Origin of the sequence: Prevotella veroralis DSM 19559 = JCM 6290 (genome assembly GCF_000377625.1) — a bacterium.
Taxonomy (GTDB): Bacteria; Bacteroidota; Bacteroidia; order Bacteroidales; family Bacteroidaceae; genus Prevotella; species Prevotella veroralis.
In genome coordinates this window covers 66,023-87,938 of the sequence record NZ_KB898333.1, presented here as the reverse complement: position 1 = coordinate 87,938, position 21,916 = coordinate 66,023, and the positions used below count along the sequence as shown (strand labels likewise).

Annotated in this window: 14 protein-coding genes, 1 other RNA gene and 1 pseudogene; 4 read left to right on the top strand and 12 right to left on the bottom strand. The window is 43.0% G+C overall.

Features of this window, described 5'->3' with window-relative positions; all coding sequences use genetic code 11:
• Positions 1 to 152 precede the first annotated feature (152 nt).
• The 4 genes from ssrA to D464_RS0108940 form a co-directional block, all read right to left on the bottom strand.
• Positions 153 to 553, bottom strand: a transfer-messenger RNA (tmRNA) gene (gene ssrA / locus D464_RS13270).
• A 174-nt stretch (positions 554 to 727) separates the two neighbouring features.
• Complete coding sequence (locus D464_RS0108950; RefSeq protein WP_018911099.1) at positions 728 to 2,089, bottom strand: dipeptidase; 1,362 nt, start codon at positions 2,087 to 2,089, stop codon at positions 728 to 730.
• A 156-nt stretch (positions 2,090 to 2,245) separates the two neighbouring features.
• A complete protein-coding gene (locus D464_RS12610; RefSeq protein WP_018911098.1) occupies positions 2,246 to 2,521 on the bottom strand; it encodes a HEPN domain-containing protein in 276 nt (91 codons plus the stop codon).
• Positions 2,515 to 2,832, bottom strand: coding sequence for a nucleotidyltransferase domain-containing protein (locus D464_RS0108940; protein ID WP_018911097.1), 318 nt, complete (start codon positions 2,830 to 2,832; stop codon positions 2,515 to 2,517). The genes D464_RS12610 and D464_RS0108940 overlap by 7 nt, the downstream gene beginning before the upstream one ends.
• Before the next feature lie 131 nt (positions 2,833 to 2,963).
• On the opposite strand from D464_RS0108940, the gene D464_RS0108935 reads away from it, so the two are divergent.
• Positions 2,964 to 4,295 carry a DUF6624 domain-containing protein gene (locus D464_RS0108935; RefSeq protein ID WP_018911096.1) on the top strand — a complete coding sequence of 444 codons (1,332 nt, stop codon included), beginning with the start codon at positions 2,964 to 2,966 and terminating at the stop codon, positions 4,293 to 4,295.
• A 2-nt stretch (positions 4,296 to 4,297) separates the two neighbouring features.
• On the opposite strand, the gene mfd is transcribed toward D464_RS0108935, so the two are convergent.
• The 8 genes and pseudogenes from mfd to D464_RS0108885 all read right to left on the bottom strand — a co-directional run bounded on the left by mfd (position 4,298) and on the right by D464_RS0108885 (position 19,856).
• Positions 4,298 to 7,861 (bottom strand): transcription-repair coupling factor, encoded by a 3,564-nt coding sequence (gene mfd, locus D464_RS0108930; protein WP_018911095.1) that lies wholly within the window; start codon positions 7,859 to 7,861, stop codon positions 4,298 to 4,300.
• A 512-nt stretch (positions 7,862 to 8,373) separates the two neighbouring features.
• Positions 8,374 to 10,644, bottom strand: coding sequence for a cation:proton antiporter (locus D464_RS0108920; protein WP_018911094.1), 2,271 nt, complete (start codon positions 10,642 to 10,644; stop codon positions 8,374 to 8,376).
• Between the two features lie 313 nt (positions 10,645 to 10,957).
• On the bottom strand, positions 10,958 to 11,338 hold the full coding sequence (locus tag D464_RS0108915) for an endonuclease domain-containing protein (RefSeq protein WP_018911093.1): 381 nt from the start codon (positions 11,336 to 11,338) through the stop codon (positions 10,958 to 10,960).
• A gap of 166 nt (positions 11,339 to 11,504) precedes the next feature.
• Entirely contained in the window at positions 11,505 to 12,728 is a 1,224-nt protein-coding gene (pepT, locus tag D464_RS0108910; protein ID WP_018911092.1) for a peptidase T, read from the bottom strand.
• Positions 12,729 to 12,814: 86 nt separating this feature from the next.
• Positions 12,815 to 13,987 carry a dicarboxylate/amino acid:cation symporter gene (locus D464_RS0108905; protein WP_018911091.1) on the bottom strand — a complete coding sequence of 391 codons (1,173 nt, stop codon included), beginning with the start codon at positions 13,985 to 13,987 and terminating at the stop codon, positions 12,815 to 12,817.
• A gap of 467 nt (positions 13,988 to 14,454) precedes the next feature.
• Positions 14,455 to 14,811 (bottom strand): annotated as a pseudogene (locus D464_RS0108895) (PLP-dependent transferase); the annotation flags it as partial.
• Between the two features lie 73 nt (positions 14,812 to 14,884).
• Positions 14,885 to 17,728: a putative LPS assembly protein LptD gene (locus tag D464_RS0108890; RefSeq protein ID WP_018911089.1), complete on the bottom strand. Its 2,844-nt coding sequence runs from the start codon at positions 17,726 to 17,728 to the stop codon at positions 14,885 to 14,887.
• 313 nt (positions 17,729 to 18,041) lie between these two features.
• A complete protein-coding gene (locus D464_RS0108885; RefSeq protein WP_018911088.1) occupies positions 18,042 to 19,856 on the bottom strand; it encodes a DNA polymerase III subunit gamma/tau in 1,815 nt (604 codons plus the stop codon).
• A gap of 156 nt (positions 19,857 to 20,012) precedes the next feature.
• Between D464_RS0108885 and D464_RS0108880 the strand changes: the two genes are divergently transcribed.
• From D464_RS0108880 to D464_RS0108870, 3 genes are all read left to right on the top strand, one after another.
• Positions 20,013 to 20,354: an FtsB family cell division protein gene (locus tag D464_RS0108880; RefSeq protein ID WP_004382523.1), complete on the top strand. Its 342-nt coding sequence runs from the start codon at positions 20,013 to 20,015 to the stop codon at positions 20,352 to 20,354.
• The gene (locus tag D464_RS0108875; RefSeq protein WP_018911087.1) at positions 20,338 to 20,772 is read left to right on the top strand and encodes a hypothetical protein; all 435 of its coding nucleotides are present in this window, start codon (positions 20,338 to 20,340) and stop codon (positions 20,770 to 20,772) included. Before D464_RS0108880 ends, D464_RS0108875 begins: the two co-directional genes overlap by 17 nt.
• Positions 20,773 to 20,874: 102 nt before the next feature.
• Positions 20,875 to 21,729, top strand: a complete 855-nt coding sequence (locus tag D464_RS0108870) for a DUF4369 domain-containing protein (protein ID WP_018911086.1) — start codon at positions 20,875 to 20,877, stop codon at positions 21,727 to 21,729.
• Positions 21,730 to 21,916: the final 187 nt, after the last annotated feature.

The window sequence follows — 21,916 nt, the reverse complement described above, 5'->3', positions numbered from 1 at the left end:
TAGCCAGTTGGGAGTATTTTGAGCGTTTCGGCGGTATCTGTATGTACTCCCAAGCAGGGAAGTATATAAACGAATAATCGCCGTAACTCGTTGAAGTTACGGCGATTATCTGATTTAATCATTTTTTGTTTTTCTCTTGTTCAGAGTACGTAAAGTGGAGCTGGTGGGAGTCGAACCCACGTCCGCACAAGGAAACCATACGCTTTCTACACGTTTATTCCAGCCTTCGATTTTCGTATGTTGGCAAGACCTGGACCACCAACCGACATCTTATCCTCTAAATCTTCATCAGTGCATCGAGGCATACACTGACTATTTCCGATTGAACCTGCATCGCTTGATCTCTGGATTCGGAACAACATCCTCGGAGCGATGTCTCGTCCAACTATCTAATAGTCGGATAAAGCCAGTAACCTACTGTACTTCGGTTAGGCAGCGAGAGCGTAATTGTTTTCGCCAATTAATTGTTTGATAGCTGATATTAAGGAGCAAACTAACGACGCTCCGCGTGCTTACGTACCATTCCGTCTTGCCGTCAAATCCAAACAAGCCCATGTGATAGTCGTGCAAAGGTAATGATAGTTTATGATAGTACCAAACTTTTGTTCTTCTTTTATCATTACTGCTTAACAAGTAGGGATATATGATTCGTTAGTCGACAATAGCTGTCGCATTAATGGTACGAACCATATATCCCTTCTTTGGATGTATTCTTTATGTTGCTTGCTTATGCCTCCTTATCGTACTCAATATGGAAGTTGATAATGGTCTCAATACCCTTCAACCAGAGGTCGACAGGCATATTCTCGTTTGGAGAGTGGATGGCATTTGACTCCAAACCAAAGCCCATAAGGACGCTCTTAGCCCCGAGTAACTTCTCGAATGTTGAGATAATAGGAATAGAACCACCAATACGAACCGGCAATGGACGCTTTCTGAATACAGCTTCAAAGCCACGTTCTGCTGCCTTATAAGCTGGGAAATCGATAGGACAAACGTACCCATAGCCACCATGATGCTTCTCAACCTTCACCGTAACGGCATCAGGAGCGACGCGATTGAAGTAGTCTACCACTAATTGGCTAATCTTATTATGATCTTGATGAGGTACTAAACGTGAAGAAATCTTTGCGTATGCCTTTGAAGGAATAACCGTCTTGGCACCATCGCCAGTATATCCACCCCAGATTCCACATACATCGAACGATGGACGATAGCCTGTGCGCTCAATCGTACTATATCCTTCTTCACCGAATAGAGCCTTTACTCCGATAGATTTCTTATACTCTTCTTCGTTGAAAGGAATGGATGCAACGAGTTTACGCTCCTCATCCGAAGCTTCCTCAACATCATCATAGAAGCCTGGAATACGTATCTTACCATCAGGACCGGTAACGTCAGCTATCAACTTACATAATACATTGATTGGATTAGCCACAGCACCTCCGAAAGTGCCAGAATGTAAATCGTGATCAGGACCAGTAACCTCTATCTGCCAATAGGACAAGCCACGCAAACCAGTTGTGATAGATGGTACATCAGGGCTGATAATACCTGTATCAGAAACAAGAATTACGTCACAAGCCAGCAAATCCTTATGTTCTTCGATGAAAGGAGTAAGACTTCCTGAGCCGATTTCCTCCTCACCTTCGAAGATAAACTTCATATTATGCTTCAGTAAGTCATGCTTGTTCAGATACTCAAAAGCCTTTGCTTGCATGAACGATTGCCCTTTATCATCATCAGCGCCACGTGCCCAAATGTGTCCATCTTTGATTACTGGCTCGAAAGGCTCCGTCTTCCAAAGCTCGAAAGGTTCGGCAGGCATTACATCATAATGTCCATAAACTAATACAGTCTTAGCCTTTGGGTCAACCATTCTCTCTGCATATACCATAGGATTGCCTTTCGATGGCATTACCTCTGCCTTGTCAACTCCTGCTTGTAACAAAAGTTCTTTCCAACGTTCTGCACAGCGCACCATGTCTTCTTTATGAGCTGTTTGTGCACTCACGCTCGGTATGCGTATCAGACTGAACAACTCCTCGAGCATTCTGTCTTTGTTCTCTTCTACATATTTCTTAATCATAGTCATTGATATTTTATGGTGTTATATCTCTTCTTATTTGAATGTAATTAATTCCTCCATTACGTTGATGAATGATTCAACTAATGGAAAGTAAGGTTTCACTTCATCTTCTGTTGCATTATACATATCATCATAATCCCCCGATTGACGCAGTTCTTACAAACGTGAGAACAACCTTCCATATTTTTTATCTATCATCCCTGTTGATACAAACTGCTGCCCAATAATATGAATAGTCCCTGCATGTGTTTTGGCTGATAGACCTTTATCTAACAATAAAGCTTGTGCCATGTGGTAAACCGTGTAATATAAACGATTACCAACAAGCGTCCAATGTCCTAGTTGGGCATTATCATAAGCTTCCTTTAGAACCGACTTCGCCTTCTGTATTCTATAGGTTACGAGTACTCTTCTCTCACCGTTTTTTAGCATAAAGCAATCCCATCTAATTCTACATTATCGCGGAAAGGAGTGTGAGAGCGAGTGCTCCATTCTTTTAAAGTATATACAATAGGATGAATCATTGCATTGATTTTCCAGCCAAGTTCCCAGAATGGATAAGTGAATTGATCATGGTCTGTTACCTCTATTTTATCCTTGTCCAATAGGATAAGAATATCCCAATCGGAATCCTCATGAGCATCACCACGTGCCTGAGAACCGAAGAGTATTATCTTTCCATTCTCTGGTTTTAACTTCATTGCAACGTTGCGAATAGAGCTAAATACGTCTGTATGTTTCATCCTCGTAGTCATTTGTTCGCAAATTTAAGCATGATTTATGACTTTTGCAAGTTTTTCTTTTGGTTTTATACTAGCTTACTTGCATGAGATAGAATTAATTGATATATTTGCAAAGACTAATACACTCTTTTATGAACAAAGTTATCCTAACAATCGCCCTGTCATCTTTACTATTTGCATGTGGCTCTGCTAAACTTACAGAAGAGCAACGTATGCAGAATGAAATAAGGAGAGATGTCCCCTTTCAATTAGATTCTCTTAAGTCCATCAATAATGATTGTTGGAGTTTTGCCAGCAATGGTATCATCACAGTTGAGCCTGATTATGAAATAAGGGATGAGGGCAGTTTATGGGTTTATCATACATTCTTTGATGAACCGAAGCAGGCGCAGCAGTCCAATATAGTATGGCGTAACCTCTTCGTAAAAAAGAGGAAACATCGGATAATATGTGTAGATAGGGTGTTGAAAGATGATAAAACGAAAGGTATAATTTATGTTCTTCAGAGTAGGAATAAGTCCTATGCCTCTTGTGGACATTATAATTGGGATGTCACCCGATTGGAACATTTAGAGTTAGTTGGCTCTATTTTAGAGGGTATGAAAGACTTAACTCTAAAACGATTCAACCTTTCTTGCAACGCTCCTAAGTTGGTATCTTCAGATATCAAGAAGCCTTCCTCACAGGATGATTATTGGCGTCTTATCTTCCATGCCGACTCTCTTTATGAGCAAGGACGTTATGATGATGCCATCCGTGTATATACTGAAGCATTCGCAGATGATCGTTACATCTTTCCTTCCAAGTTATCAAGTGTTGCTTATAAATTACGTATGGTTGATAAAGATGAGGCTGCTTATAAGTTTGATAAGCACCGTATAAGAATGGAAAAGGATTACTATCAGATGCCAGACTCTGCCACTGTGCCTTCTTATGAAGATGAGTTTGATAAGCGAGCAGATATCTATAACTATGATTTATCACTGAAGAACCATTTAGAAGAGATGCTTGAACGTGACCAAGCTTATAGGACACAATGGATATTGAGCCGACAGTTGCACCATGGGGAGACACAACGTGATATAGCGTTAAGGCTTCGTGCTGATAGTATTGACTCTATCAACCAAGTCGAGATAAGGCAAATATTGAAAGAACACGGCTTCCCTAAAAAGACAGAAGTAGGCACTTCTGCTTGTGAGGCGGCATGGATAATCATTCAGCATGCGCCCTTGGATGTACAGAAAGAATATCTACCTATGTTGGAGAGAGCTGCGACAGAAGGGAACATTCAAGCTGCTTTAGTTGCTGCTCTACATGATAGGATTGATGTAAGAGAAGGGCATCCTCAGAAATACGGAACACAGAGAAATAGCAATGGACTATGTCCTTTACTTAATGAGAAGATGGTCAACCAATGGCGGAAAGAGGTCGGACTTCCGCCATTGGATGAATCTGCGAAGTGAACTTAGCGTTTCTGTTTGGTAGAGAAGTCATTATTCTCTTTGTCGATCTCTCTCAATACTTTCACTGCCTGCTCAACACTCTTCACATCGCTAACTACCATAGATCGCTTGCCATTCTTCTCTTTCAAGTTACACTGGCGGGGATGATAACCGATGTAATTAAGTACCTTACCGAAGGTAGCACTTTGATAGTACATGCTGTTGGGATTAGAGACAAACTGCATCTGCATACGTTCTTGCTTGAGAATAATCTTCTCGCAACCCAATCGCTTGCCTATGCGTCGTAGCGCAACAACCTGCATTAACTCCTCACCTTGACGTGGAACAGGACCGAAGCGGTCTATCAGACGTTGGCGATAAGCCTCTAAGTCCTCATCTTTCTCAATGTTATCTAATTCGCGATAAAGCAACATTCGCTCCGAACTACCGGGCACATAGTTGTCTGGGAAGTACATCTCTAAGTCGCTCTCAACGGCGCAATCATCTATAAAGTCATCTCCCGTTATTTGCTTTCCTTCGTTCATTTCCTCCGCATAAAGGTCTTGAAACTCATCATTCTTCAGTTCGGTGACTGCCTGACTAAGTATCTTTTGATAGGTTTCATAGCCCAGATCCTCCATAAAGCCACTCTGTTCCGAGCCCAGCAGATTACCCGCACCACGAATATCAAGGTCCTGCATCGCAAGATTAAAACCGCTCCCTAAGTCGGAGAAAGTCTCCAAAGCCAGCAATCTACGGCGTGCCTCAGAGTTAAGCGCAGCCAATGGTGGAGCAAGAAGATAGCAGAATGCCTTCTTATTAGAGCGTCCCACACGACCACGCATCTGATGCAAGTCAGACAATCCGAACCGATGAGCCTCATTAATGATTATGGTATTTGCGTTAGAAATATCAATTCCATTCTCCACGATAGTGGTTGATAGCAACACATCATAGTCATAATTCATGAATCCCATGATAATTTTTTCTAGTTCCTCAGGCTTCATCTGCCCATGTCCTATTGCCACGCGGCAGTCTGGGACATACTTCTTAATAAGATTAGCTATCTCTGGAAGATTACCAACGCGGTCATTCACGAAATACACCTGACCATTGCGACTCATCTCGAAGTTAATCGCATCGGCTATTACCTCATGTGAGAACGAGGCGATCTCGGTCTGAATTGGATATCTATTGGGCGGTGGTGTGCGCATGATACTCATGTCACGTGCGCCCATCAAAGAGAACTGCAACGTTCGTGGGATAGGTGTTGCCGACATCGTGAGCGTATCTACATTCGTCTTCAACTGGCGTAACTTCTCCTTTGTAGTCACTCCGAACTTCTGTTCCTCATCAATGATAAGCAGTCCTAAGTCATGCCACTTTACGGTCTTACCAATCAGTTTATGCGTACCCACAAGGATGTTTATTTTCCCTTCGGCAAGGTCTTCTATCACCTGCTTCGTTTGCTTTGCACTACGGGCACGGGATAGGTAATCCACCCGAACAGGCATATCCTTCAATCGCTTCTTGAATGTTTGATAATGCTGAAATGCCAATACTGTGGTAGGTACTAAGACCGCCACTTGCTTGTTATCTACAGCAGCTTTGAAGGCAGCACGTATAGCGACTTCGGTCTTACCAAAGCCCACATCGCCACAAACCAGTCGATCCATAGGGCGCGCACTCTCCATATCCTGCTTCAGTTCCTGCGTTGCCTTTAGCTGGTCGGGCGTATCTTCATATAAGAACGAAGCCTCCAATTCATGTTGCATAAACGAGTCGGGCGAGAAAGCAAAGCCCTTTTCTCTGCGGCGTTTTGCATATAGTTTGATAAGGTCACGGGCAAGATCTTTGATTCGTTTCTTCGCTCTCTCCTTCAGTCTATCCCATGCTCCAGAGCCCAAGACAGATAGCAATGGAGGTTCACCAGAATTGCCTCTGCGATACTTACTAATCTTATAAAGGGAGTGAATAGACACATCCACGATGTCATTATGCTGATAAACGAGGCGGATCACTTCCTGATATGAATCGCCTGTAGGCACTCGGACGAGTCCAGCAAACTTACCGATACCAAAGTCAACATGCACAAGAAAGTCGCCAGGCTCCATCTCTTGCAGTTCTTTCATCGTCAGTGCCATCTTGCCCTGACGTGCTTTATCAGACTTGAGGTTGTACTTATGGAATCTATCGAATATCTGATGATCTGTGAAGAAACATACTTTTAAGGTATTATCAACGAATCCCTCGTGTATTGTTCGGTTAACAGGAGTGAATGGCAAAGCCCTAACTTTGGTTTCACCTTGGCTATTGGTAGTAGCTTCAACGACTGACAGATTCTCCGAATCGTGTGCCATATCCGAGTTAGATAACGATTCGAATATATCTTTCAGGCGTATTGTTTGCTTCTCACTATCCGCAAAGATGTATAGTTTGTAACCCTGCAGAAGATAGTCACGGAGCGTCTCCGACAGCAAATCGAAGTTCTTATGAAATAGCGGTTGAGCGGTTGTATTGAATTGAATCGTTACGTGCTGACCATCTTCTTTCTTGGCAGTCTCACTGATAGAATGGGTCACACCGAACTCTATGCGACGATAGTTTAGAGCCTCATTCATAAAGTGCGATGCTGTGATGAGTTGCCCTTCTTTACGGAACGCCTGCTCCAGTTCGTGCTGTTCCACCTCAGTCTTTCCCTCCCTTTGTGCTGTTAACGCTTGTGCAGTGAAGCCCTCTTTATAAATGTTTTCGATAGCATCACGCACATAAAGGAAGTCTTTGAACGCAAGGAAACTATCGGATGGCAAGAAGTGAAGGAACGGCACTTTCTCTTCTAACAGAGTAGCCAGTTCGGGTACAACCTCTATGTGTTCTAACTTCTTACTTGATAACTGGCTCTCTACTTCAAAAGTGCGAATCGTTTCTATGTCATCGCCAAAGAAGTCGATACGATAGGGCAGTTCACCAGAGTAGGAATAAACATCAATGATACTACCACGCACAGCGAATTGTCCGGGCTCATACACATAATCGGTTTCCGTGAAGCCGAATGAGCGCAAGGTCTTCTCTACCTCAACGATATCAATGTGCTGATTGACAGAGAGCGAGAGGTGTCGTTCATCCAACTGCCGCTTCGATACAACCTGCTCGGATAGTGCCGAGGGGTCGGTGACAATATAGAGTGGGAGCCTGTTAGCCGTCCCTTTCTCCGTAGCCAATGCCGATAAGCGTGTGAGCACCTCTGTTCGCAGGATTTCATTCCCCGCATCCCTCTGCCCATACTTGACTGCACGACGATAGGACGAGGGGAAGAAGAGCACCTCAGCCGTGTCGCTCGTACCGTCTTCGGGCATAGTAATTGTCTTTAAGTCATTATAGAAATAGCCTGCTTCCTCATTATCATTAAGTACGAAGACAATCGTCTTCTTCCATCGTTCGGCTATAGCTGCAAAGAACATAGGAGCGGCTGATGCCACTAATCCTTGCAGGAAGATGCTCCTCACTTGTTGGTCTTCTTGTATCTTTGTTATCGCCCCCACCTGTGGCAAGGTAGCATATAGTTTTTGTATGTCTTGTATCTTCATCGCTTGTGCGTTGTGCCTGCAAAGTTACAAAAAAGTACAGACAGTAAGGCTTGAAATGCGTATGGATTCAACAAGAAGAGGCTCTCTTGCTATCAAGGAAAGCCTCTTCTCTGGTCGAAGAAAGCCTCTCTTCAATGCAAAGGAAGCCTCTCTTCAATGAAAGGATGCTTACACTTGAATGGTAGTTCTACTTATATAAGACTCGTATGTAGCCTTTATTGACCGTGTTCTACAAGTTTGTATAATCAATTATACACGCCTGTATAATCAATTATACACGTTTGTATAATCTACTATACACGTCTGTATAATTCGTTATACAAACTTGTAGAACACGATAGAGTTTATAGGAATACAGTTGAATACTAAGTTAGAACTGGTTTCAAAGTATTAGTAGTGCGTCAAAAGACTGGTACGTAAGGGTGAATAGATATCCTCGTTTGTCCTCCCTTACACATATAAATAAGCCTTCCTGGCACATCCCCTACTTCGGAGGGGGCTTGTTGAGGTATTCAATTCAGCGTTAGTATCTTCGCCAAATTGCTTTCTTCGCCAACTATCCACAGTACATCTCCAGCCTGTAAACAGCGGGAAGGAGTGATGAGGGTTAGGTTATCTTGCCCTTCATCGACACCAACTACCATGCAGTTATACTTATCTCGGATGCCACTCTCTTTGAGGGTTTTGCCAATGAAAGGGCTAGATTCTGATAAGGTGACGCGGCGGAGCTTCATTTCTCGCTTCTCTATCTCGGTGTCTTCGGGCTGCTGTTCAGACTTGATGGCTCTTGATAGTGCCGTTAACTGTTCATCGTTTCCAATGGCTTGAAGCGTGTCACCAGGGAAGAGGATCGTTTCGCCATTAGGGATGTTGAGGCGTAGCGAGCCACGAAGAATACTACTGATATGCACGCCAAAGCGATTGCGGAGGCGCAGACTTCGTAATGTCTTACCAGCCCATAGCGAGTCTTCTGGTAGGTTGAAGTTACTGATATGAATATCACGGTCAATGAGATGGTCGGCAAAGAGCGGCTTCTTCTTACCCTTCACCTGTGCTTCGATGTCCCTACTTCGTAGGTTCTGTATGAAGAGACGTTCTAATTTGATACTCCTTTCCTTCAGTCGCCTTGATAGCAACATGAGAATGAGCGCACCGATAGCGATGGCAATAATGAACGCATGCTGGAATCGTGTGAGATAGTTGCAGACGTAGAAGATGAAACTGATAGCAATGACGACACGTGCAAGAATGGTTGCTATGAGTGGCAATCGGTTGATCCGCCTATCCATCCATAGTGCTTTGAAGGCTTCAGAATGGTTCTGCTTCATCACTATGGAACGCAAGAAAGGAGAGATGAGAGCAATGGTTAATAGTCCGCAAACAGCATTACCAGCCCAATGCGTGCCTGTCCATTCAACAGAGAACTTCCTACAGATTGGAAGCGTGAGGGAGAACATGATTGCTATAACGGCAGCCGAGAGAATACCATAGATAACCGTGTTCGTCAGCATCTTCTTGATGAGTTCATGCCATTGATTATGCCCAGTTGTATTCTCATCAGGAGTTTCCGTTTGGATGTGATTGATACGACGCACCCACTTCTTCGGCAAGTGTTCTATGATGAAGTTGTAGCTTGGCTCGGCTGCACGTATCATATAAGGCGTGAGGAAGGTGGTAATAACCGATACGGCAACAACTACTGGATAGAGGTGGTCACTGATAACATGCAGGGAAAGTCCAAAGGAGGCAATGATAAAGGCGAACTCGCCAATTTGTGCCATGGAGAAACCACAACGCATTGCATTTTTCAGCGATTGACCGCCGAGCAGGAAGCCTATTGTGCCGAAGATGGCTTGCCCCAAGAGGATGGTCAGAACGAGTAAGAGGATGGGGACGGCATAGCTGATGAGGATATGTGGGTCGACCAACATTCCAACCGATACGAAGAAGATAGCACCAAAGAGGTTCTTGACAGGGTCGACGAGTCGAATGATTTTATCTGCTTCGATAGTCTCTGCCAAGATACTTCCCATAACAAATGCACCAAAAGCGGCACTGAATCCAACCTGTGTGGATATAACTGCCATGAGGCAACATAAGCCCAATGACACAACAAGGAGGGTCTCGCTATTAAGGAGTTTGCGTGTGGAACGAAGAAAAAGAGGTATTGCGAAGAGTCCGATAACAAACCATAATACAAGGAAGAAACCTATCTTGGCTATGCTACCGAAGAGTTGCACACCATTAAGGTTGGTGCCACTGGCTATCGTACTAAGCATTACCATCATCACAATGGCAAGGATGTCTTCAAGGATGAGAACACTCATCACCGTGGGAACGAAACCTTGCTGTGTGAGTCCCATATCGTTGAGTGCCTTATAGATAATGGTGGTGGAGCTGATAGCAAGCATTCCGCCAAGGAAGATGCAGTCCATCTCTTTCCATCCAAAACTATATCCCACGACGATACCTAAGGTTATCATACAGAGGATAATGGTACTGGCTGCGATGATGGGGGATGCTCCCATCTTGAGTATCTTCTTTATGGAGAAGTCTAAACCCAATGCAAATAATAGGAAAATAACACCTATATCTGCCCATGTGTGTATGTTGGCCTTATCGACAACGCTCATCAGATAAGGCATGTGAGGCGATACCAAGAATCCAGCAACAATGTATCCCAGTACTAAGGGTTGCTTTAGTTTCTTGAATAATAGTGTTACAAACCCTGCTACAACAAGTATCAGTGCAAGGTCTTTGACGAGTGATGGTAGTTCTGCCATATATGTTTTACCCACCCCCAGCTCCTCCCTAAGGGAGGAGGGCTTGATATGTGGTGTTGGTTGTTGTTTATATGTATATTAAGATGGTATAGGCGGTTGCTTATCTGTGGCTATCCTTCAATCTCCTATCAGTGGGAGACAATGTGAGAAACGGGAGTGTATTTGCTCTCGTTATTGAGTATATTTGCTTTTAACGTTGAGCATATTTGCTTTCTTTATTGAGCATATTTGCTCACATCATAGAGTATATTTGCAGAGTTCCTTTACACTTATTTGTTCTCTTCTTTAAGCTTATTTACGATCTTCTTTAAACTCATTTGCTAGCATTTTCTAGCTCTTCTGCAATTTTATCCAGCACCTCATCCAGTCGATTGAATACATCTTTATTAGTGAAGCGGATAACCCGATAACCTTCTTTACTTAGCCATTCAGTGCGTTCCTTATCCATTTGTGGTTGCTCTCCAACCAAGTGGTATCCTCCATCTAACTCTATAATGAGTTTCTGCTTGAGGCATACAAAGTCGGGAATGTAGCCATATATTGGATGTTGTTGTCGGAAGTGAACTCCCATCCTATTACTTGCAAGATACTTCCAAAGAATCTTCTCTGCTTCAGTGGGGTTGTTCCTCATCCTCCTCGCATGCTCAAGTAAAAGATAGTAAGTCGACGCATCTGTTGTTTCGTAGCGATTCATAGAATTTAGAAAAAGGATTTCATTCCTGCTTATCGCCATAGATAAAGGAATGATAGGTTGTTTTATTTATTGTAAAAATACGCTCTTATTCTAGTTGACATCTTACTCATGTCCCTTAGAACATCTCAATCCCCCCTCCCTTGGGGAGGGGAAGGGGGTGGGTATCTCAATCATTAAACTCCGCAGTCAACCTACAGATATTAATGATAACCTGCATGGCTTTCTCCATAACCTGTACCGATACAAACTCGTAAGGACCATGGAAGTTAACGCCACCCGCGAAGATGTTAGGGCAAGGCAATCCTTTGAAAGAAAGCTGTGCACCATCCGTACCGCCACGAATAGGTTGTACCTTTGGAGCAATGTTAGCCTGTTGCATGGCACGAAGGACTAGCTCTATGACGTGCATATTAGGGTCAATCTTCTCCTTCATGTTGTAGTATTGGTCGTTCATCTTTAGTTCGACAGTACCAGCACCATACTTCTCATTCATCTTCTTAACGCAGTTCTCAATGAAACGCTTGCGGTCTTCGAAGTGCTCTCGGTCATGGTCACGAATGATATAGCTTAGCTTTGCCTCTTCACAACGGCTCTCTATGCCAATAAGGTGATAGAAGCCTTGATAACCTTCAGTAGTCTCTGGGATTTCATCTGATGGGATCATCGCATTAAACTCACATGCTAAGCGACTCGCATTGACCATCCTTCCCTTAGCATAACCAGTGTGAACACTAACGCCATGAATCAATATCTTCACGCCAGCAGCATTGAAGTTCTCATATTCGAGTTCGCCGAGGTCACCACCATCAATAGTGTATCCCCATTCACAACCGAACTTCTCTACATCAAAGTGATGAGCACCCTTGCCAATTTCTTCATCTGGATTGAAGCCTATGCGGATGTCACCATGTTCAATCTCGTTGTGATCTCGCAAGAAACACATAGCCTGTACGATCTCAGCGATACCAGCCTTGTCGTCTGCACCTAACAGCGTTGTACCATCAGTAACTATAAGATCTTCGCCCTTATGTTCCAATAGCTCTGGGAATTGACGTGGCGAACTAACCATGTTTGGGTTAAGTTGTATATCGCCACCATCGTAGTTCTTGATGACACGAGCCTTGATGTTTGCACCGCTGGCATCGAGTGCTGTATCGTAATGAGAAATGAATCCAATTGTTGGAACTTTCTTCTTCGTGTTGGAAGGGAGCGTTGCATAGATATACCCCATATCATCTATTTCAACATCCTTTAGTCCTTCACGCTCAAGCTCATCCTTGAGGTAGTTCGCAAAAATCAGTTGTTTGGGAGTACTCGGCACGGTCTCGGAGTCTTCTGCCGATTGTGTGTCAAACTTCGTGTAGTTGATAAATCGTTCTACTATTTCCATGTTCTTACAGATATTTAATTGTCTTTCTTGCAAAGGTACAACATCTTTTTAAGATAGTCTAATGTGGTAATCTTTGCTATATATTTTTATAGTTTATTCTTTTTAAAGAGCTTATTAATAGCAATGGCAATTGCTCCATCACCTGTTACGTTGCAGGCAGTACCGAAACTATCCATCGCAATGTAAAGGGCAATCATCAATGCTTGTGCCTCGTCATTAAAGCCTAAGATGCTAGCTAATGGGGCTAATGCTGCCATGATTGCACCGCCTGGTACGCCCGGTGCAGCCACCATGATAATGGATAACATGAGTATGAAGTAAATGAATAAGCCCATACCATGTGGCAAACCTGTCAATAAACAGATGGTGAGCGCACATGCGGTAATCTTCATCGCACTGCCACTGAGGTGGATTGTAGCACAAAGGGGAATGACGAAGCCTGCCACCTCTTTCCTTACGCCGGCTTTCTCTGTCTGTGCCAGCGTGACGGGTATCGTTGCTGCAGAAGAGCTTGTTCCCAATGCTGTGAGGTAAGCTGGTAACATGTTCCATAGTAACCGGAACGGATTCTGCTTAGTAAGGGTTCCAGCAATACAGAACTCATAAATGAGGATAAGAACATGCAGAACAAGGATGACAATGATAATCTGTGAAAACACTAATAACACCTGTCTTGCTTGTCCGTTATGGGTCATATTGAGGAAAACACCGAATATATAATAAGGTAGGAGAGGGATGATAGCCTTTTCAATCACCTTTTCTATAATGTGTTTAAACTCATTAAAGACATTCTCCAACGTGCGAAGTCCGCCATAAGCAATACCTAAACCTACAATGAAAGAGAATACCAACCCACTCATTACATCAACCATTGCTGGTATGCTGATAGTAAAGTAAGGGGCTAACTCTGTCGCCTTGTCTATATGGGGCATACTTCCTCCTGTTGAGGCAATCATTGATGGGAATAACCATGAGCCCGTCCCGTATGATAAACTACCAGCAACGATAGTATCAACGTATGCTATCACAACTGTTGCTAATAGCATTTTACCTGCTCCCTTACCAATTCCTGCAATCGCAGGAGTCACGAGCCCGATAATGATCAATGGAATCATGAAGCCAAGGAATTGGCTAAAAATGCCGTTAAACGTGAGGAATACTCTTACTGCGGGGGCTGGGAGGAAATAGCCCAAAGCAATACCTAATAGGATTGCGATAATCACTCTTGGCAAGAGTCCGATTCTTCTTTTCTTCTCCATATCGTACTTGTATGTCCGTTATAGTTTATAATTAAGGATTTAACAACCCAATGCGTTTATTTTAAATGATGGATAATTGGGTTGGTAGTATAGTCTTCCTACTTATCAAGTATGGTAAGTCAATTGCAAAGATAGACTTTTCTATTGTAATATACAATGATTTGGAATAAACTTATATGTTTTTTCTTCACACTAACAACTCTATCCTTTCTCGTGGTTCTAAGTGTGGTGTGTCTTTTAATAGTAGCGGGACTATAGTCTTGATGATGCTACAATCCCGCTTGTCTATTTGTCAGTTTCTCCTTATATATGATAGATTTCTCATTGTATTTGCCAACTGGTTCAATACTTGACACAGTATAGAACAAGAGGAGGGGAGATGTTTAAACGCATGAAACCTTTACCTCCAAAATCGAACATATCACCGCCATTCAATGCCAGATGAGCCTTGTCCCTACTCATAGTCACTTGAGAGTTGGTGTCAAAAGAGAGTAGGATTTACCAAAGAGATGGCGTGATGTCATTACATTTTTACCTTGTTCAACGATGGCAAACATTGTATTACTGATGTCAGCCATACCCGAGTTAAGAGCCGTTACACGCTCTGCACCTGTCAAAGCTTTGATTCTCAACTCCAGATTTGTTACTGTTGGGTTCTCAACACGAGAGTAGTCTGGGGCATCAATACGTCCACAGAAAGCATCGACCATTACTTGGGTATTGTCGAACTCATAGGCAACCGCATTATATACTGGCATACTTAATGCGGCATAAGCATCCCGACTCTTGTATGATATATGAATTGCTTGTATCAGTCTTCTCATGTACCTCGTTGCTTGAGTTGTTTGTTAGGATAAGATGGAAGCGTTCTCTCTTTCGTTCCCGATCGAATAGAAATTAATACCATTGTATGGCTCTGTTGATTCCACTACGCTTATCATACTTCAAGGCATCCGTTAGTGTTGATGCATTACAACGGAAAGTAAAGTTGTAAGAGGTGTAAGGTGCCAATACAACTGACGCACTCATATTGAAGCAGTGAAGGTCGCGAGACAGACTAGCTGTCGTCATACTCATGGCGTGGTTCTCGAAATCATAGCCACTAGAGAAGTTGATGTTCCATCCGTCACTGATACGAATATTCCCTGAGACATTCAATGTCTGTGTGAACTTATAAGGGTAACGCATGGTCTTCGTATTGAACTTTCCACCTGTATTCTCACGCATTGTGATACCATAACCGATGGTTAATGACCATGGCATATTAAATCTCATGTAACCGTTCTCATCTGTTTCTGCGATGTTACCACGCTTCTTCTTGGCTGCATATTTACCTTTTTCGAGGTCGTCATCCATGTTCGATTCGATGTTGGTATCTGGTCCATCGCTTCCTTCTGAAACCTTGTTGTCGTCCTTATCATCCTTATGTCCGAACCACTTACGCAACTTCTCTGGGTTAAGAGTGAATGAGAAGTTCTGCGACATACCCAGGAATCGAGGCAAGCGACCATATCCCCATTCTGTGTGGTTACCAACGTATGGTTTGCCACTAGCGTCTAACTCGTATGCATAAGTAGCGAATTGGGCATTCATAGAGAATGTATAATTCTTCCACCACTTCAATCGGAGTCGTACACTTAGGTCACTCCAACGATGGAAATTGGTTGCTGCATTGTAAGACATCGTCGCTCCCAACTCATCAATGAGACTAATCTTCTTGAATCCTGTAGAGTCCTTGTCACTCTTGATCTTCATCTCCAGATTGTTGCTAACATCCCATGAAATCATCTCCGTTTTGGTCTTTCCTGGTACGCTATAAAGCTCCTCTTGGTAGGGAGAATACTCAACGAGTTTCACGTTACCGCTCGCATCCGTGTACTGGTAACTATCGTAGTAACCATAATGACGAGAGCCGAAGTTAGGGGAATAAGAGAATGAGATTTGAGGGGTGATGACGTGTCGGATCGCTTGGATCTTATCGCCAAACAGCTTACGACTAGGCTTCCAGAAACCATATAACTTCGTACTTGCTCCAACGCTCATACTCCAATTATAAATATTGTGGAAACCGTATGTTGTATCCTTCACCTCCGTCTGATGGATTGCATCCCACGAGCGATTCACCTTCTTTGAATACATTCGGTCAACGAAATTGAATGATGGTGTAACGTTGATATAATTAAATAAGGTGAAGTTAGCCTGTACTGGAATCGTGTGTTGGAAGCCGTTCCGCCAGTCCTTAAAGAGGTTCGAGTGCAGTAGTTTATCCTCGTTAGTTGTGATCGAGTTAGATAACTGTCCAGTATAACTCATAGATACTTTCTCATACCAACGCTCCTTACCCACAGCATGCTTCCGCTTGAATGGATAGAAGCGACTTAGGCTGATATTCAAGTCGGGGAGGGTCATTTGTATGGTGTTATCACGCATGTTCTGCGATAGGTTTGTGGTAGCACTTAGTGACAAACCTATGCTTGAGAAAGTTGTACTCCAGCTAACAGAAGAAGTACGAGTAGACTGTGTTAAGGTCTGTGGGTTGTATAAGCTATTGAGGTTGTTACGCTCATAACTTGACGTAGCAAAGTTCACGCTGGCAGCAAGAGAGCTGTATGGATTCGCTTTCGGATCCTGTCTATGGTTCCATTGAATCTTAAAGCTCTCCTGTTCGGAGTAGTCTGGTAAGCCCTTATCACCCGTCTTTGAGTCTTGATAACTAAACAAGAACGAACCCGAATAACGATAACGTTTGCGGTAGTTGCTGGCTGCTGATAGTCCCCAAGAGCCTTTGGTGTAAATTTCCCCCAATAGTTTTAAGTCCCACTTATCGCTTATTGCGAAGTAATAACCACCATCGCGGAGATAGAAACCACGATCCATTTCATCACCATAGCTCGGCATAATGAAGCCACTGGAGTATTTCTTTGAGAAGGGGAAGAAGCCATAAGGGATGGCTAAAGGCAATGGAATGTCAGCTACCACAAGATAGGCAGGACCAAAGACAACGTCTTTTCCTGGTCGAACCTTGGCTCTTGAGAGTGCAATATAGAAGTCGGGATGAGGGTCGTCACACGTTGTATAGCGTCCATGTTGTAAGTATATCACCCCAGAAGAGTCTCTTTTGCCCACCTCACCACTAAGGAAACCATCCTGTTGTGCGGTATATACACCTTTAATTAAGCCTTTCTTCGATTTGAAGTTGAATGCCATTGTGTCACTCTTGTACTCATCTTTGCCCATAGTAAAGAGTGGCTTCCCCTTGATTCCACCCTCTTCTGTTGAGTCGGGAGTACCCGTTGCACGCACCAAACTGCTGTCGAGGTTCATAAACACCTTATCGCTCGCCAGCTTCATATTCTCATAATCGACCTTAGAACCGCCGTATAAGTAAGCAGTTCCCGTACTGGCATCATAGACCAAAGAGTCCTGTGCTGAATAAGTAACTGGAGAGTTGATTCCATTCGAGCGTAGTCTCATCATACTATCAGCCTTGATAGAGTCGTCAATGACCTTATTATGATGGTAGATAGCCAGCTGAAGAGAGTCCATCTTCGTGGTATCCTGCGTGTCTTCTTTAATCTCCTTGCGATCGTTACCCACGTTGCCTTTAAGCAAGCTGTCCACTGCGATAACGTTACCCTTAACCTTCTTAGCCTTCTTCGGTTGTGGAACTGGCATGCGAACACTTGCCATCGCACATACGATGACGAACGATAGTAGGAGTATAATGCTCTTATTTCTCATTGCCTAATACCGTGCAAAAGTACTGAAATAATGGTGAATTCAAATATCATTACGCTATTTTAACGTTTCTGTCGTTCGGTCTTTTAAGACGCTGTTCATACTAGTTAATTATGTTGCTTTAGCCTTTCTCTTAGCCTGTTGATTGTTAGTCAGAATTGAAGAGGTGCTTTCCTTTATCAGAGAAGGGCGTTCCTTCACATTGAAGAAAGCCTCTCTTCAATGGCAAGAAAGGCTCTCTTTCTTTTCAGTCTTTTATTATCTTTTACCCTAATAGGATTTTCCTTTGATAGAACGGAGTATCAGTAAGACAATTCTAAGCCAGATCTAAGCCTAAAGCCTCAATGAGTTTCGATACAGGGCGATTCTCTTTTTTGAGTTTCTCAAGCTCTTGATGAGGTGTAAGCATTGGTTTGATCTCCTCCTGCTTGGCAAGTCTGATGTCCACTTCAAGCTGTCCATTGTGCAAATACTTAGCCAATGTCGCTCGGATTCGAGCCTTGATAGGCAGCAACTCATTGAGTTGGATGTTGTTTTCAGCAAGTATCTGAATATTCGGGAAGGCTGTTATTGTAGGGGTGATATTGCCCATGCGCTGTGCAAGAGCTTGCATCCCGTTAGGCATACGTTTGCACATTGCACGCCATTGTACAATGAGTTCTTGTTGAGAAAACTCCTCTTTCTCCTCTTTGTTGGTTACTTCTGGTTCGTTGGTGTTAGCTTTCTTTCGTTCTTCTCCTTTGAGTAAGTTGCTGACCGAAAGCCCCATTCCGCCTAAGTTAATTGATGTGGGTAAACCATGGGCGACGACAGCTGCGCCGCTCTGATTGGCTGTTGACTCTTTAGAAGAGCTGTTGGAAGAGGGTGCAATGGCTACAGATGCCTCTTTGTCAGTTGACTTGTGAGACGCCTCATGATGATGTTTAAGGCTCCCAACCACCTGCTGAGTTGGTTTCTGTTGAGCCTTTACAATAAGATTCTTGAACAGGGATTTTAATCGTTTAGGGCTACGCCCCGAGGCTGGGACATCATCGTCCTTCTGTGTTATCTGCGCTACTTGGATGAGCGTGAGTTCAACGAGTAAACGCTTATTAGAGCTTTGTCGATATTCAACATCACATCGGTTCATAATCTTCAAAGCATTATATAGGAAGAGAGTAGGGCTCTTCTGCGCCTGCTCTTGGTATCGTTTGCGTTGTTGTTCGCTAACCTCTAACAATGGAAGAGTTTGTGCATCCTTTGCCATCAATACGTTGCGAACGTGCGAAGCAAGTCCATTGATGAGGTGACCGCCATCAAATCCTTTGTTGATAACATTGTTCAGAAGAACCATAATGTCGCTTACCTTATTCTCAAGAGCAAGATTGATGATGTTGAAATAATTGTCTTCATCAAGCACATTGAGGTCTTCTATCACTTTTTGGTAGGTGATATTGCCTTGCGAGAAACTTGCAGCTTGATCAAAGATAGAGAGTGCATCACGCATACCACCATCTGCTTTCTCTGCGATGATGTTGAGAGCTTGCTCCTCATATTGTATGTTCTCTTTCTCAGCAACAGCCTTTAAGTGGTTGATGATATTAGGAACTGTCATGCGTTCGAAGTCATAGATCTGGCAACGAGACAATATGGTTGGTAAGATCTTATGCTTTTCAGTGGTCGCAAGGATGAAGATTACGTGTGCAGGAGGTTCCTCCAAGGTCTTGAGAAACGCGTTAAAGGCAGCTGTTGATAACATGTGAACTTCATCGATGATAAACACTTTGTAGCGTCCAACCTGTGGTGGAATACGGGTCTGCTCCATAAGTGTTTTGATGTTCTCAACCGAGTTGTTACTTGCTGCATCAAGCTCAAATATGTTGTAACTACGCCCTTCGGTGAATGCTTTACAGCTCTCACATTCGTTGCAGGCTTCGCCTTCTTTGGTGGGATGCTCGCAGTTGATTGCCTTTGCAAAGATACGTGCACAGGTCGTCTTACCCACTCCTCGCGGTCCACAAAAGAGATAGGCATGAGCCAATTTACCACTTTTTACAGCATTCTTCAGCGTTGTTGTCAATGCCTGTTGACCAACGACAGAATCGAAGGACATCGGCCGATACTTACGCGCCGAGACGATATATTCATCCATAAGTCATATTTTCTAATTCGTAATGCAAAGGTAATAAAAGTTGAGAAAAGACTATGTTAGACCCGAGTTATTAAATTGTTAATTTGCTAAAAATCTGTTTGCTACATGCCAACATGTGCAATCTTTTCCTTACTTTTGCACAAAATTGAATTATAAGTGAGCAAGATTACTGGACATATACTTGGCTTTCTAAGTCGGTTCAAGTTTCATATTGTTATCCTCTTGGGCGTTCTCATTGTAGGAGTCTTGGATGAAAATAGCTTTATGAAGCGCATAGAATATGCCTACCAAATTGATGATTTGAAAGCAGAAATCCAAAAGTATGATAGGCAATACCAGCATGATACCCAACAACTAAAGGACTTAAAGCGTGACCCGAAAGCGATTGCTCGCATCGCAAGGGAGCGTTATTTCATGAAGGCGGATGATGAAGATATCTTCGTTCTAAGCGATGATGAACAGCCTGATAATACCCAAAAGTATGAGACAACTGAGTAAACTTGAATCAATAATATATCTTCTTGGTGGAATAACAATGGTTGCAGGTGCTGGGCTGTATGCTTTCTTTATTGCCCAAAGCATTGTATGTTGGGTAATGCTTGTCGGTGCGCTCTCTTTCGTCCTAATGCAGTCTCGCCAACGATATGAGGGCACTTCACAGGCTATTCGTCGCTTGCGTAAGATAATGACTATTGCTGGCTTGGGCTTTATCATTGCCGGATTCTTTATGGTGGAGGACTCTTATATGTTCCTTCGACCAGTATTCTCTAATACAGCAGAGGGTTACACTACTTACGTAAACATCTTTCATCACAACTGGGTGATACTCCTTTTAATCTCAGCAATCCTAGAGATGTACACGTCACATCGTATTAGTTATGAGCTAAAAAAGGAACTTAACGAGGCAAGTAACTAAAAAAGTCTAAAAGAGGAATAGATAGTTTTAATTTGAATAAAAATGTTTCTTGGCATCAATTATACATTGTACTTTTGTCAAAACGGAACCATTTAATGACCTATGAATAAAGTTCTTTACGCACTTTTAACGCTTATCACTTGCACTTCTTGTGGAAGTTCTTTCAATATACAAGGCACTTCTAACGTCTCAAGTTTAGATGGTCGGAAGCTCTATCTCAAGGTGGATAAGGCAGACTCGTTGGTTAACTTGGATTCATGTGACGTCGTTCATGGACAGTTCTCATTCCATGGTACGATTGATTCAGTTAGGGTTGCGCAGGTGTTTATGGATGATATTAACCTCCAATTCCCCATTGTTATTGAAGGTGGAGATATAGTAGTTAAGTTGGACAACACCCAACAGCGCGTTAGTGGAACACCATTGAATGATAGGTTAAATGACTTCTGGACGAAGTTTACTCAACTACGAAATCAATACGGAGAGATTGATCATGAGGAGAGTGCGGCGATACTGAATGGACATGACGAAGCGGCTATCAACGCTCAACTTATTAAGAAAGCACTGGGCGTCTATGCGAAGAGTGACAAGCTATTCACTAAGTTTGTCACTGAAAACTTTGATAACGTGTTAGGTCCGTGGTGCTTTATGACACGCATATCATACGATACTACGCCTGATGCCTACCCTGTTTGGATGAATGATTATATGTATGCTAATGCTGTTAATCAACTGCCTTCTTGGGTCGAGTTCATCATGGCTAAGGCCACAGATAACTTTAAAAACAACCCCGAGATAAAGTCTTTTTATGCTGAATTCTTGCAGGCTCAAAAGGAAATGAATGGTATGGCTGAACCCGCAAATGCACCGATGAACGATGCACCAGGTACTACGCCAAATGCTTCAATGGCTCCTCCTACACCAGCAGAGATGGCAGGTGACTCTATTCCAAAGTAATTATCACAATAGTTATAACGGCGTATCACAATAGTGATAATCGAGTATCACAATGGTGATAACGGATTGTCACAAGGATGATAACAAATGATTACAGTTGTGGAGAGTGCTTTGAGTATTAGAGATAGATGGTTCGGAAGACTCAATAAGGCTTACTTTATTCTCAACGAAACCCCTAAAACATTTA

Bases quoted from the DNA above. Each gene is read 5' to 3' on its own strand.
- D464_RS0108950 (WP_018911099.1), bottom strand. From the start codon at position 2,089: ATGATTAAGAAATATGTAGAAGAGAACAAAGACAGAATGCTCGAGGAG.
- D464_RS12610 (WP_018911098.1), bottom strand. From the start codon at position 2,521: ATGCTAAAAAACGGTGAGAGAAGAGTACTCGTAACCTATAGAATACAG.
- D464_RS0108940 (WP_018911097.1), bottom strand. From the start codon at position 2,832: ATGAAACATACAGACGTATTTAGCTCTATTCGCAACGTTGCAATGAAG.
- D464_RS0108935 (WP_018911096.1), top strand. From the start codon at position 2,964: ATGAACAAAGTTATCCTAACAATCGCCCTGTCATCTTTACTATTTGCA.
- mfd (WP_018911095.1), bottom strand. From the start codon at position 7,861: ATGAAGATACAAGACATACAAAAACTATATGCTACCTTGCCACAGGTG.
- D464_RS0108920 (WP_018911094.1), bottom strand. From the start codon at position 10,644: ATGGCAGAACTACCATCACTCGTCAAAGACCTTGCACTGATACTTGTT.
- D464_RS0108915 (WP_018911093.1), bottom strand. From the start codon at position 11,338: ATGAATCGCTACGAAACAACAGATGCGTCGACTTACTATCTTTTACTT.
- pepT (WP_018911092.1), bottom strand. From the start codon at position 12,728: ATGGAAATAGTAGAACGATTTATCAACTACACGAAGTTTGACACACAA.
- D464_RS0108905 (WP_018911091.1), bottom strand. From the start codon at position 13,987: ATGGAGAAGAAAAGAAGAATCGGACTCTTGCCAAGAGTGATTATCGCA.
- D464_RS0108890 (WP_018911089.1), bottom strand. From the start codon at position 17,728: ATGAGAAATAAGAGCATTATACTCCTACTATCGTTCGTCATCGTATGT.
- D464_RS0108885 (WP_018911088.1), bottom strand. From the start codon at position 19,856: ATGGATGAATATATCGTCTCGGCGCGTAAGTATCGGCCGATGTCCTTC.
- D464_RS0108875 (WP_018911087.1), top strand. From the start codon at position 20,338: ATGAGACAACTGAGTAAACTTGAATCAATAATATATCTTCTTGGTGGA.
- D464_RS0108870 (WP_018911086.1), top strand. From the start codon at position 20,875: ATGAATAAAGTTCTTTACGCACTTTTAACGCTTATCACTTGCACTTCT.